Source organism: Actinokineospora spheciospongiae (genome assembly GCF_003182415.1).
GTDB classification, from domain to species: domain Bacteria; phylum Actinomycetota; class Actinomycetes; order Mycobacteriales; family Pseudonocardiaceae; genus Actinokineospora; species Actinokineospora spheciospongiae.
Genome location: NZ_QHCP01000020.1, coordinates 25,274 through 37,994, shown reverse-complemented (window position 1 = coordinate 37,994; position 12,721 = coordinate 25,274). Strand labels below are relative to the sequence as shown.

The following is a 12,721-nucleotide window of genomic DNA, read 5'->3' as shown; positions in this document are numbered from 1 at the left end:
GTGGCAGGAGGTTTTCGTCCTTTTCCTGCCTGCGCGCACGGCGTGTACTGGTGGCGGAAGACGCTCGCCCACCATGTCGGTTCCGTCGCGGAGGAATACGGGAACGACCCCTGGTGCGCCTGGAAGCAATGGAGATCGAACATGGGGATTCGTGGCAGGTGGTCGCGCGCAGGCGGTCAGCACGACAGCGGGCCGCCGTGCTGACCGCTCTCATCGCCCAACTCCAAGCGGTCCGCACCACGGCGGACCAGATCAGGCACGCGCTCGAAGTGGGCAGCCTCAACCCGGCCGACGTCCTGATCTACCCCCTCGACCGCCGCCACACCCCTGAGGCCCGGGAAATCCTCGATCGGTTCGCCATCCCGTGATCCGGAGTGGACACCCGTGCCGCCGCTCGGCGGCTGGGCCGTGGACCTGGTCTGCGCACCGCGTGACAACTGCGCCCGGTGCTTTTGCGCACCGGGTTGAGCCAAACATTCACCACTGTTCACAAGACCCGGGCAACGATTTACGGTCGACCCCAGCACGTGCCGCTCGACGCTGAGGAGCCGTTCCGATGACTGTTGCCCCCCGCACCGGGAGGCGGTCCCTGCGCGGACCGCTCGGCCTGCTCGCCGCCGCCGCGCTGACCGCCGGGGCCCTGGTGGGCGTGGACGCGTCCGCGGCGGAGAACCCGTACCAGCGCGGCCCGGAGCCCACGGTGCAGAGCCTGGAGGCCGCCGCGGGCCCGTTCACCGTGGAATCCGCTCCGGTGCAGGCGGGCGCGGGGTTCGCGGGCGGCACCGTCTACTACCCGGCCGACACCGGCGAGGGCACCTTCGGCGGTCTGGCGGTCTCGCCCGGGTTTCTGGAGGTGCAGGCGGCCATCTCCTGGCTGGGCCCGCGGCTGGCCTCGCACGGGTTCGTGGTCGTCACCATCGACACCCTGTCCCCGTTCGACCAACCCGCCGCCCGCGCCGACCAACTGCTGGCCACCCTGGACTGGCTGACCACGGCCAGCCCGGTCAAGGACCGGGTGGACGCGAACCGGCTCGGCGTCCTCGGCCACTCCATGGGCGGCGGGGCGTCGCTGGCCGCGGCCAAGAAGCGCCCGTCGCTGCTGGCCACCGTGCCGCTCGCGCCGTGGAACACGGTCAAGGACTGGGCGGCGGAGTCGGTGCCGAGCCTCATCGTGGGCGCGGAGAACGACACCATCGCCGGTGTCACCCAGCACGCCGAACCGTTCTACGAATCCCTCGGCGGCGAGAAGGCGTACCTGGAACTGCGCGACGCCGACCACTTCGTCGTCACCACCGCCACCCCCACCGTCGGCAAGTTCACCGTGGCCTGGCTCAAGCGCTGGATCGACTCCGACACCCGGTACGACCGGTTCCTGTGCCCGGCCCCGGCGCCCGACGCGGTGATCTCCGAGTTCCGCGAGACCTGCCCCCTGGGCTGATCCTGAGCTTCGGCCCAAGCTCTGGGTCTTGGTGGGGGTGCCCGGTTGGATGTGCTCGGCCGTGCCTTCGCGAGCCCGGGCTTGCCGTGGGGTGCCCGACTGGGTGGGTGTGCTCTGCCTTCGTCGCCGGTTGTTTGTGGGTGGTGCCCGGCTGGGTGGATGTGTTTGGCCGGGGCCCCTATGGCGATCATGTGCTCCAGTGCGTCAGGTGGGGCTGAAAAGATGCCCCACCGCCCAGGCAGGCTGTCACATGATCGCCACCCCCGGCCAAACACATCCACCCACCCGGGCGTTTGCTTAGCCGGGCTGGCGGTTTTCGGGGTGGCCGGCTGACCAAGCATCTCCACCCACCCGGGCAGTTCGCTCGCCAGGCCGGCGGTTCCCGGGGTGGTCGGCCTGCGTTGAGGACATCCACCCACCTGGGCGTCTGCTTGGCCGGCTGGCGGTTGTCGGGGTGGTCGGCTGGGCAAGCACCTTCACCCACCCGGGCAGTCGCTCGCCGGGCCGCCGGTTCCTGGGGTGGTCGGCTGGTCGGGCAGATCCACCCGCCCACTCGGGCATCCACCCGGGGCTCTTGCTCGCCGGGTCGGGGCGGGGCAGTTGGCCCCGCGCCCGGCCCAGCGGCTCCGCTCATCCGGGCTCCCGCGCGGTCCCGGTTCTGGGGGTGGGCTTAGTGGTCCCGGCGGGCGGCCAGGTGGGCCAGGCTCGCCAGTTCCGCCGCGGGGCGGGCCAGTGGGTCCACCGCCGCCAAGCGGTCGAGGGCTTGGGCCAGCAGGTCGTCGGCGTGGTTCCTGGCCCAGGCGCGGCCGCCCGCGGTTTCGATCAGGCTCGCGGTGTGGGCCAGTTCGTCCGGGGTGAGCGTGGTGGCGCTGTGGTAGATCGTGCTCAGCTCCACCGCCGCCGGGGACACCTCGGCGAGGGCGGCGACGACCGGCAGGGACTTCTTGCGGTTGGCCAGGTCCGAGTGGACCGGTTTGCCCGTGGTCTCCGGATCACCCCAGATGCCGAGGAGGTCGTCGGCCAGTTGGAAGGACAGGCCCATCCGCTCGCCGAAGACGCGCAGGTGGTTGACCTGTTCGGCGTCGCCGCCGCCGAACAGGGCGCCGAGGGCCGTTGAGCAGCCCAGGAGGGCGCCGGTCTTGCCCTCGGCCATCCGCAGGCACTCCTCGACACCCACGTCGAGGCGCTTCTCGAACGACAGGTCGGCGGCCTGGCCGTCCTGCACCGCCAGCACCGCGGCCGACATGACCCGCGCGGCCTCCTGCGCCTTGGGGTGCCCGCTCGCGGCGAGCACGTCGTAGGCCAGGGTGAGCAGCGCGTCGCCCGCCAGGATCGCCTGGCCGAGGCCGAAGACGGTCCACGCGGTGGGGCGGTGCCTGCGGGTGCGGTCGCCGTCCATCACGTCGTCGTGCAGCAGGGTGAAGTTGTGGACCAGCTCCACCGCCACCGCGGCGGGCAGGGCGGTGAGCGGGTCGCCGCCCACCGCCTCGGCGGCGAGGAACACCAGGGCCGGGCGCACCGCCTTGCCCGCGTCCGCGGTGGCGGTGCGCCCGTGCTCGTCCCACCACCCGAAGTGGTACCCGGCGATGCCGCGCATCGATTCGGGCAGACCGTCGACCGCGGCGCGCAGCGCCGGGTCGAGCAGGGTGCGGCTGTGCGCGAGCACCTCGCGCGCGGAGCGGTGACCGGGGCGCGCGTCGACAGTGGGCATGGTGTCCCTTCTCCAGGACTCTAGAGTCCGATTTGGACGTTCTCCAGGACGCCCAGCGCGTCCGGGACCAGCACCGCGGCGCTGTAGTAGGTGCTGACCAGGTAGGACAGCAGGGCCTTGTCGTCCACGCCCATGAACCGCACCGACAGGCCCGGCTGGTACTCGTCCGGGATGCCGGTCTGGTGCAGGCCGATGACGCCCTGGCTGGACTCACCGGTGCGCATGGCGATGATCGAGGTCGTGTTGTTCCCGCTGATCGGGATCTTGTCGCTGGGCAGCATCGGCACCCCGCGCCAGGACACCGCCTGCCTGCCGTGCACCTCGACCGTCGGTGGGTACAGCCCGCGCTTGGTGCACTCGCGGCCGAACGCCGCGATGGCCTTCGGGTGCGCCAGGAAAAAGTCCGACCGGCGCCGCCGCGACAGCAACTCGTCGAGGTCGTCCGGGGAGGGCGCGCCCTCGCGGGTGTGGATGCGCTGCTTGAGGTCGGCGTTGTTGAGGAACCCGAAGTCCGGGTTGTTGATCAGCTCGTGCTCCTGGCGCTCGCGCAGCGCCTCGATGGTCAGCCGCAGTTGCTGCTCGACCTGGTTCATCGGGTCGTTGTAGAGGTCGGCCACCCGGGTGTGCACCCGCAGCACGGTCTGCGCGACGCTCAGCTCGTACTCGCGCGGGGCCATGTCGTAGTCGACGAAGGTGCCCGGCAGCGGCACCTCGCCCTGGTGCCCGGAGGCCAGGGCGATCTCCGCCTCGCCCCACCGGTTCTGCGCGCCCGTGGACAGCGCCCGGTACGACTCGATGTGCAGGCCGAGCACCTCCGACTGCTCCTGCACGGCGAGGAAGTCGCTGCGCGAGAGGAACATCAGGATGCACGGCGTGTTCGCCTTGACCGTGTGGTCCCAGGTGGTGTCGCTGCCCAGCAGCGCCTTGTCGCCGAAGAACTGGCCGTCGGCGAGGATGTCGACCGCCGCGTCGTCGCCGTAGGCGCCCTCGGTGTAGCGGGTGACCTTGCCGTGCGCGATCAGGTAGATGCCGTCGGCGGCCCGACCGCCGGTGGTGATCACCTCACCGGCCTCCACCGTCCGCTGCTGGAAGCGGCCCGCCAGCACGCCGAGCACCTCGTCGTCGGGGAAGGTGCGCAGCAGGCCGATCTCGCGCAGCTCCGGCGGCACGACCGCCACGTCCGCGCCGGTGTTGGTGAACGACACGCGCCCGTCGCCCACGGTGTAGGTCAGGCGCCGGTTGACCCGGTAGGCGGCGCCGGGGGTCTCCACCCAGGGCAGCAGCCGCAGCAGCCACCGGGGGGAGATCTCCTGCATCTGCGGGACGGACTTGGTCGTCGTCGCCAGCTTGCGGGCCGCCGCGGTGCTGAGGGACTGCGGGGTGTACTGGTCTTCGGACTCGAGGAGACCGGTCACGCGTGGTACCGCCAATCTGGGCTCTGGGAAGGCGTGGGGACGCTGGAGGTGGACGGGGGCTTCGGTGCGCCGGGAACCCTCGGCACGTCGGGCTTGGCGGGCGGGTGGGTGCCCGTGGGTCGGTCAGCCGGGTTCGGCGTCCGCACCGGCGGCGTCGGCACCGACGTGCGCACCGTCCCGGCGCCCGCGGGCGGTCGCGGGGCGGGCGGGTGGAACGGCGGGCGCACCGCCGCGGCCTCCGGGTCCGTCGCCGGGACCGGGACCCCGGCGCCGCCGCTGGTGGCGGGCGGGCGCGGGAACAGCAGCGAGTACGGCGGCGCGTGGTCGGGGGCCCGGCCCGGCGGCGTCGGGGTGGTGGGCCGCCCGGGCGGCGTCGCCGGGTGGGGGGTGGCGGGATGGGACTGCTGTGCGGGCATGTCGCTCCTGGCGCTGGGTCGGGCGCGGGGCCGGTGGCCCCGGGTGGGACCACCGGCACCCGGCTAGAGACCGATCTGGACGTTCTCCAGCACGGCCAGCGCGTCCGGCACCAGCACAGCGGCCGAGTAGTAGGCGCTCACCAGGTAGGAGATGACCGCCTTCTCGTTGACGCCCATGAACCGCACCGACAGGCTCGGCTGGTACTCGTCCGGGATGCCGGTCTGGTGCAGGCCGATGACGCCCTGGTCGGCCTCGCCGGTGCGCATGAGCAGCATGGACGTGGTCCGGGTGTCCGACACCGGGATCTTGTTGCACGGCAGCACCGGCACCCCGCGCCACGACGGCACCTGGTGGCCCGCGATGTCGACGTTGGCCGGGTAGATGCCGCGCTTGCTGCACTCGCGGCCGAAGGCGGCGATGGCCCGCGGGTGCGCCAGGATCACGCCCGGGTTCTTCCACACCTTGGCCAGCAGCTCGTCCAGGTCGTCCGGCGTGGGCGCCCCGGTGCGGGTGTGGATGCGCTGGCGGGAGTCGGCGTTGTGCAGCAGGCCGAAGTCCCGGTTGTTGATCAGCTCGTGCTCCTGGCGCTCGCGCAGCGCCTCGATGGTCAGCCGCAACTGCTGCTCGACCTGGTCCATCGGCTGGTTGTAGAGGTCGGCGACGCGGCTGTGCACCCGCAGCACGGTCTGCGCGACGCTCAGCTCGTACTCGCGCGGGGCGTCCTGGTAGTCGACGAACGTGCCCGGCAGCTCCACCTCGCCGGTGTGGCCCGCGGACAGCTCGATCGGCTTCTCGCCGTCGCGGTTGCCCGCGTCGGACTCGGCGAAGGCGCGCAGGTGCTCGGCCAGCGCGGGGGAGCGCTCCACCAGGTTCTGGAAGTCCGCGCGGCGCACCGCGAGCACGGTGGTGTTGGTGGCGGCGCGGGCGGTGAAGTCCCAGATCCGCTCCTCCAGCAGGCCCCACTGGTCGAAGTAGTCGCCGTCGGCGACCACGCCCACCACCGCCTCCTCGCCGTACTGGCCCGCGGCGTGCTGCTCGACCCGGCCGTGCGCGATGACCAGGAACCGGTCCTCGGCGTGGCCCCACTCGACGATGGTGTCGCCCGCGGCGTAGGTCTCCTCGGCGAACAGGTTCGCCAGCGCGCCCAGGGTCTCCTCGTCGTCGAACTCGCGCAGGAACGCCAGTTCGCGCAGGTCACCGGCGATCACCCGGGACTGCGAGCCGCTGCGGTCGACGTCGATGCGGCCGTCGCCGACGACGTAGCTGCGCCGCTGGTTCACCCGGTAGGTGCCGCCGCTGACCTGCACCCACGGCAGGACGCGCAGCAGCCAGCGGGAGGTGATCTCCTGCATCTGCGGCACGGACTTGGTCGTGGTCGCGAGGTTTCTCGCCGCCGCCGTCCCCAGGGACTGCTGCGACGGCTGCGCGGCGGGGTCCAAGGGGTGCAGGGTCTCGGTCACAGCGGTACCGCCATTCCTGATCCGGATTTCACGAGGTGGGAGGAGTTGCCGACTGGTCGGCGCGGGTGGAAGCGGCCCCGCGGTCGCGCCTCGGCCGACCGGGTGTCCGGGTTTGTCCCTGTGCCCCAAACGTTCGACACCGACGGCGTCGAAGTTAGCACCGCTGATCGGGGGCCGGCAGTCCCCGAATGGGATGGTCGTGTCCCAACAAGCGGAATCAGATGTCCGACTTAGATCAACTCGGAGTGACCGCCGAGTGGATCTTTCACTCGATCCGTCCGGTCGCTGCGGCAAATGGGGTCAGGTGCCGCGTAACGCTGGTGACGGAGACGGCAGACTGGTCCAATGAACGGTTCGGTGGTCGTCCTCGGTGGCGGAAGTGAAATCGGTTCGGCTCTGGCCCGCCTGCTGGTGGTCGGCGGTGCGCGGGAAGTCGTGCTGGCGGCCAGGGACACCGGCGCCCTGGCGGAGCGGGAGCGGGAGCTGCGCGCGGCGGGCGCGACCCGGGTGACCTGTGTGGACTTCGACGCGGACGACCTCGCCGCGCACCCGTCCGTCCTCTCCCGGATCGTCGCCGAGCACGGCCCGGTGGCCACCGCCGTGGTCGCCTTCGGGGTGCTCGGCGACCAATCCAGGGCGGAACGTGATGTCGATCATGCCCTGGCGGTCGTGCACACCGACTACGTGGCCCAGGTGAGCGTCCTGAGCCACCTGGCGAACCTGTTGCGGGCGCAGGGAAGCGGGGACGTCGTCGCGTTCTCGTCCGTCGCCGGGGTCCGGGTGCGCCGGGCGAACTACGTCTACGGCTCCGCGAAGGCGGGCCTCGACGGGTTCGCGAGCGGCCTGTCCGACGCGCTGGTGGGCAGCGGCGTCCGGCTGCTCGTGGTGCGCCCCGGGTTCGTGGTCGGGCGCATGACCGAGGGTATGGCACCGGCGCCCCTGTCCAGTACACCCGAACAGGTGGCGCGCGCGGCGGCCCGCGCCCTGGCCGCGGGCAAGCGTGACGTGTGGGTGCCGGGGGCGCTGCGCCCGCTCTTCTTCGGACTGCGCCTGCTGCCCCGGTGGCTGTGGCGGCGCATGCCCCGCTGAGGTGAATCCGATTCGCACTGTCGTGGGTGGACGCCCGGTTGCCGGGGTTGTCGGTGACCTGTTCTCAGCCGGTCAGCCACCGGTCGAGCGCGGCCGCCACCCGGGGCCGGGCCCAGTAGCCGCTGTGGTCGACCGCGTCGGCGGCGGCGAACACCTCCGGCTCCCCGACCGGGAACGCCGACGCGCCGTTGGCGGCGAACACGCCGTCGGTGGGCACCACGAGGTCGTTGGGGGCGCTGCCGAACACCAGGTCGGTCAACCCGTCGCGGGCGCAGGCCAGCAGCGGTGCCCCGGGCGGCGGGTCGTAGTCCGACGCCACCGCCCGGTAGACCGCCGCGTGCGGGGCGGGCACGTTGAGCCGGGTGGTGAGGAAGTCGCCGGCGGGGTTCATCGACATCAGCCCCTCCAGCCCCTTGAGCACGCCCAGCGCCAACTGCTTGACCACGGTCAGCACCACGTCGAGCACGTCGGTGACCGCGTTGACGGGCACCAACTGAAGCAGGTTCGTCATCCGGTCGAGCCACCTGCCCAGGTTGTCCGGGTGCGCCAGGGCGGTGCCCGCGTTCGGGGTCGCCACCATCACCAGCGTCCGCACCCGCAGCCGCCCCGGGTCCAACCCCACCTCGCCGGGCAGCTCGCACAGCACCCGGCCCACCAGCCCGCCGCGCGAGTGCGCCAGGACGTCGACCTCCAGCCCCGCCCCCTCGGGCACCCGCTCCACCAGCTCCCGCGCGTTCACCACCGGGTCCACCGACAGCGTGCGGTGGTCGAAGGCCAGCACCCGCCCGCCGTAGCGCTCGTGCAACCGCAGCACGGCCTCCCGGGGCAACCCGCCGAAACCGGCGTGACTGGAACTGGCGGTCCCGTGCACGAACAGCAGCGCGGGCCCCGCCGCCAACGCCGCCCAGTCCGGCCCGGACGGGTCCACCGGCTGCGGCAGCGCGTGGTCCTCAGGCGTGAACCGGCGCAGCCGCACCGGCCGGTATCGCTGCTCCCACCGGCTGACGAAGAACTCCCCGACCTCCCCCACCACCGGGTCGACCAGCGGGAACACCAGCACCTTCAACAGCTTCGACCCCAGCGCCCCCAGCAGCCCGCGCGACGGGTCCGCCCCCGGGTCCACCGGCGCCACCCGACGGGCGATCGTGTAGGAGCGCCGGTCGCCCCCGCGCGTGGCCACCTCCGCCGGGGTGATGTCGTCGGGCAGGACCCAGCTCAGCACCCCCTGCTCGTCCTTGGCGAGCACCACCTGCCCCAGCCCGGTCCCCGGCCCGGGCACCTCGAAGCGCACCCCCGGCCCGCCGGTGGCCGTCGACCGGGTCGCCCCGGAGGCCAGCTCGGGCACCTCCACCGGGTCCAGCAGCTCCACGGTCAACTGCTCGCCGAAGCCGTTGCGCGCCAACGCCGACAGCAGGTCCGCCGAGGCCGCCTCGGCGCCGCGCATGCCCGCGCCGCCCGCCGGGTGCACCTCCACCCGGCCGATCAGCCCCGGTGAGCTGACCACCACGTCCCCGATCCGCACGTCCGTCCCGTCCGGGCGCAGGTCCTCAGCCATCGCGGTCCTCCTTCACAGGTGCAGGGCGAGTCGCGGGTGCCCGAAGAACTGGTACGCCATGGTGGTCGCGGGCTTGCCGTCCCGGGTCCGCCGGTCTACGCCCGCCCGCAGCCCCCGCAGCACCTCGGCGGCGGGCAGCCCGCGGTAGGCCGCCGCGTAGAACGCCTCGGCCAACTCGCTCGCCGCCACGTCGTCGACGTTCCACAGTGGAGCGACCACCCCGCACGCGCCCGCCGCCAGGAAGGCCCGCGCCAGCCCGGAGTAGTCACCGAGCACGGTACCGCCCGCCCCGACCTGGCAGGCGTTGAGGAAGACGAAGGGGTGGCCGGTGAACGACATCGCCGACACGTGCTCCGGGCTGAGGAACCGTGGCACCAGCCGGTTCGGGTCGGCCGGTGCGGGGGCCAGCAGCACCAGGCCGTCCTGGGCGTTGTCCGGGTCGAACTTGCCGTGCAGCGCGAAGTGCACCGCCCGCGCGGGCGGCCCCGACTCCAGGAAGTCCAACACCGCCGAGTGCAGCGGCGCCACCTCCGCGCACGGCGGGTACGCCGCCGCCAACCCCGCCGCCTCCGCCTCGGCACTGGGCAACCGGCTCCAGCCCGGCACCCCCTCGTACCGCGCCGTCACCACCGCCCGCCCCGCCCCCGAGGCCCGCACCGGCGGCGTCGGCCGCGGCCTGCGGGTGTCCAGCACCCACCGCCCCAGCACCACCTGGGCCCCCAGGAACGGACTGCGGTCCGGCTCGGGTTCGCCCAACACCGCCAACTCCCACGGCACGTGCGGCTCGGCGCTGAGCAGCAACACCGACGGCGGCGCCGGGGCCCGCGCCGCCACCACCGCCCGGATCGCGTCCGCCACCGGCACCGGCACCTTGTCCCCGATCTCCCGCCCCAACCCGACCAACGTCAACACGGCGTCCCGCGGATCGGCCACCGACCCCATCTTCAACCGCACCGCCCGGGCCAACCCGGCCGGATCGTCCCCGATCCCCACCCGGTGCGGCCCCGGCGCCCCCACCACCCCCGCCAAGGGGGACCGCGCACTCCACAACAACGTCTGCCCGCACACATCCGCCCCGCGCTCCACCACGACCACCAGGTCCGGCGCGTCAGCCGCCAACAGCGGCCCGAGGTCCAGGCTGTCCCCGTCGACGAGGTCCAACCGCTCCCCGGGCCCATCGGTCACCTGCACCGTGCGCGACCCGTACCCGCGCAACGCCCCACCGACGAAGTACGCCGCCCCGATCTCCCGCCGCACCCCCAGGTCCACCCCGGCCAGCGCCCGCACCCGCAGACTGATCCGGGGGAACGGGTTCGTGCCGGTGGCCGCCAACGTCACCGGGTTCGCCCACCCCACCGGTGCGAACGCCACCGGGTCGAACATCACGGTCACCTCGATCAGCACATCCCCGGCGGGTACCCGCAGCGACCCGGTGCCGGTCACCTCCGCCGAGGGCTCGGCCCCGATGCCCACCACGAGGTCGAACTCCGTGTCGGTCGGCACCACCTCCGGCGCCGCCACCACGGGCCAGGCCACCCGCTCCGCCCCGGCGCCGCGACCGCCGGACGGTGCGCACGGGTCCACCCTGTCCGCAGGTGGGAAGGCCTGGCCATACCCGCCGTTGGCGGGAGGTCGACCACCACTCCCCTGCTGGGGGGCGTGGTCGTGGTCACCCGGGTCCTCGTCGACCGGCGTCCAGTGTCCGGTGCTGTCCCGGGGCTGGTCGGGCAGATCGGCGGGTTCCGGGGTCGGGTGGGCGGGCCGGGTACCGTCGAGCACATCGGCCAGCAGCTCCGCGGCCAGCAGACCCGCCAGGTCGTCGGTGAGCAGGGGGAGCAGGCCGCGGTAGAGGGTCCGCCGCGGTGCCGGGCCCAGCAGCGCGGCCACGTCCCCCGTGCTCAACCCGGTGTGCGTGGTCAGCCAGAGCCGGGCCAGCGCTCCCACCGGGATCGCGCTCGGCGCCAACCGGCCGACCACGGCGGTGATGGCCGCGCGGTCCCACCGGTCCGGCTCACCCGCCAGGAGTTCGGCGGCCTCGTCCTCTGACAGCAGGCGCAGGTCTTCGGCCAGGCTGTCGAAGTCGGTCCCGGCGATCAGCCCGCGCCGCAGGCGCCGGACCCGCTCCGGGTCCGGCACCCACCGCGCCGGAGCCCCCCGGCCCAGCGCGGCCAGGGCGTCGCCCACCGCGGCCACCGCCTCCGCGCGGCGGGTCGGGTCCCGCAGCAGGGCGGGCAGGTTCGCTGTCGACATCGCACCCCCCGGTACACCGTATGTCGTCGGCCGGGGTCGATTGTGGCACCCGGCCGCCCCGCCCCGACGTGCTTCCCGCCGACTGGCCGTGCGAAGCTCTGGACATGCGCGGGTTCTCGGGTGTGCGGTGGTGCCGGTGGTCGACGCACTGACCTCCGTGCTCAACTGGGTCGCCCTCGGTGCCGCGCTGTGGGCGCTGGTCCTGGTCGTGCTGCTCCGACCGCCGCTGCCGGGTCGCCCGGACGGGTGGGCCTACCTCGGGCTGCTGGTGCTGCTGGAACTGGGCCTGCTGGTGCAGGCGGTCGTCGGCTTCGTGAACCTGGCGACCACCGACCGCGACGTCGAGGCGCTCACCTTCGGCGGCTACCTGCTGGGCGCGCTGCTGGTGCTGCCGATCGCGGTGTTCTGGGCACTGGCCGAGCGCACCCGGTGGGGCATCGCGGTCCTGGTGATCGGCTGCCTGGTGGTCCCGGTGCTGAACCTGCGACTCGACCAGGTCTGGGCGGCGGTCCCCGGTGTCTGACCCCCGACCCGACGCGCACCCGGCTCCCGAGCCCGGCGCCCGATCCGACGCGCACCCGGCTCCCGAGCCCGGCGCCCGATCCGACGCGCACCCGGCTCCCGAGCCCGGCGCCCGACCCGACGCGCACCCGGCCTCTGAGTCCGCTCCCCGACTCGATGCGCACCCGGGTTCCGAGTCCGGCCTCCGCCCCGAGGCGCACCCGGCTCCCGAGTCCAGCTCCCGACCCGACGAGCACCCGAGTGCTGAGTCCGATCCCGAACCTGGGGCACGGCTTGCCCTCGAACCCGATCCCCACACCCCCTCCCACCCGACCCCCGAGCCCGCGCCGAGCGCCGAGCCGCACGGGCAGGCCCGGCCGGGGCTGCGGGCGGCCACCCGCAGCGGCCCGGGCCGGTTGCTGATCGCCGTCTACGCGTTGTTCGCCCTCGCCGCGTGCGCGCGGTCGGCGGTGCAGCTCGGCACCCACTTCGACCGGGCCCCGCTGGCCTACCTGCTCTCCGCCCTCGCCGCCGTGGTCTACGTGGTGGCGACCGTGGGGCTCGTGCGGGGCTCGGCGGCCTCGCGCCGGGTGGCGGTGGTGTCCTGCACCGTGGAGTTGGTGGGGGTCGTGGCGGTGGGCGCGTTCAGCCTGCTCGACCCGGCCGCTTTCCCCGATGCGACCGTGTGGTCGCTATTCGGGCGGGGTTACGGATTCGTCCCGCTGGTGCTGCCGGTGCTGGGTCTGCTGTGGATACGGCGCAGCGCCGCCATCGCGGGCGCGCATTGACCCCGAAGGCGCCGCCCCGGCGTGTTCGATCGCATTGGTCCTGTCGCAATTAGGTCTCGGATTGGCTGCCGTTGAATTCCCGGCGTCACTCGGTTGG

11 protein-coding genes are annotated in these 12,721 nt (G+C 73.4%); 6 read left to right on the top strand and 5 right to left on the bottom strand.

Annotation, left to right across the window (positions count from 1 at the left end; translation table 11 throughout):
- Positions 1 to 113: 113 nt before the first annotated feature.
- Entirely contained in the window at positions 114 to 368 is a 255-nt protein-coding gene (locus DFQ13_RS34290; protein ID WP_181400248.1) for a hypothetical protein, read from the top strand.
- A 188-nt stretch (positions 369 to 556) separates the two neighbouring features.
- Entirely contained in the window at positions 557 to 1,438 is an 882-nt protein-coding gene (locus DFQ13_RS31945) for a dienelactone hydrolase family protein (RefSeq protein WP_110082503.1), read from the top strand.
- Positions 1,439 to 2,108: 670 nt separating this feature from the next.
- Here DFQ13_RS31945 and DFQ13_RS31940 read toward each other — a convergent pair.
- Both DFQ13_RS31940 and DFQ13_RS31935 read right to left on the bottom strand, forming a co-directional pair.
- On the bottom strand, positions 2,109 to 3,149 hold the full coding sequence (locus tag DFQ13_RS31940; RefSeq protein ID WP_035279010.1) for a family 2 encapsulin nanocompartment cargo protein polyprenyl transferase: 1,041 nt from the start codon (positions 3,147 to 3,149) through the stop codon (positions 2,109 to 2,111).
- Between the two features lie 20 nt (positions 3,150 to 3,169).
- Positions 3,170 to 4,564: a family 2B encapsulin nanocompartment shell protein gene (locus DFQ13_RS31935; protein WP_035279012.1), complete on the bottom strand. Its 1,395-nt coding sequence runs from the start codon at positions 4,562 to 4,564 to the stop codon at positions 3,170 to 3,172.
- 114 nt (positions 4,565 to 4,678) lie between these two features.
- Between DFQ13_RS31935 and DFQ13_RS31930 the strand changes: the two genes are divergently transcribed.
- Entirely contained in the window at positions 4,679 to 5,047 is a 369-nt protein-coding gene (locus DFQ13_RS31930) for a hypothetical protein (RefSeq protein ID WP_146241431.1), read from the top strand.
- Here DFQ13_RS31930 and DFQ13_RS31925 read toward each other — a convergent pair.
- Positions 5,044 to 6,441, bottom strand: coding sequence for a family 2B encapsulin nanocompartment shell protein (locus tag DFQ13_RS31925; protein ID WP_035279016.1), 1,398 nt, complete (start codon positions 6,439 to 6,441; stop codon positions 5,044 to 5,046). The two genes, DFQ13_RS31930 and DFQ13_RS31925, sit on opposite strands and share 4 nt — an antisense overlap.
- 345 nt (positions 6,442 to 6,786) lie before the next feature.
- Between DFQ13_RS31925 and DFQ13_RS31920 the strand changes: the two genes are divergently transcribed.
- Positions 6,787 to 7,530 (top strand): SDR family NAD(P)-dependent oxidoreductase, encoded by a 744-nt coding sequence (locus tag DFQ13_RS31920; RefSeq protein WP_110082501.1) that lies wholly within the window; start codon positions 6,787 to 6,789, stop codon positions 7,528 to 7,530.
- Between the two features lie 64 nt (positions 7,531 to 7,594).
- Here the strand turns inward: DFQ13_RS31920 and DFQ13_RS31915 are convergent, their stop codons facing one another.
- Both DFQ13_RS31915 and DFQ13_RS31910 read right to left on the bottom strand, forming a co-directional pair.
- Positions 7,595 to 9,085, bottom strand: coding sequence for an esterase/lipase family protein (locus DFQ13_RS31915; RefSeq protein WP_110082500.1), 1,491 nt, complete (start codon positions 9,083 to 9,085; stop codon positions 7,595 to 7,597).
- 12 nt (positions 9,086 to 9,097) lie between these two features.
- Positions 9,098 to 11,335: a CHAT domain-containing protein gene (locus tag DFQ13_RS31910; RefSeq protein WP_110082499.1), complete on the bottom strand. Its 2,238-nt coding sequence runs from the start codon at positions 11,333 to 11,335 to the stop codon at positions 9,098 to 9,100.
- 136 nt (positions 11,336 to 11,471) lie between these two features.
- Here DFQ13_RS31910 and DFQ13_RS31905 point away from each other — a divergent pair, with 136 nt between their 5' ends.
- On the top strand, positions 11,472 to 11,858 hold the full coding sequence (locus DFQ13_RS31905; protein ID WP_110082516.1) for a hypothetical protein: 387 nt from the start codon (positions 11,472 to 11,474) through the stop codon (positions 11,856 to 11,858).
- The gene (locus DFQ13_RS36070) at positions 11,851 to 12,624 is read left to right on the top strand and encodes a hypothetical protein (RefSeq protein ID WP_407643242.1); all 774 of its coding nucleotides are present in this window, start codon (positions 11,851 to 11,853) and stop codon (positions 12,622 to 12,624) included. The genes DFQ13_RS31905 and DFQ13_RS36070 overlap by 8 nt, the downstream gene beginning before the upstream one ends.
- Positions 12,625 to 12,721: the final 97 nt, after the last annotated feature.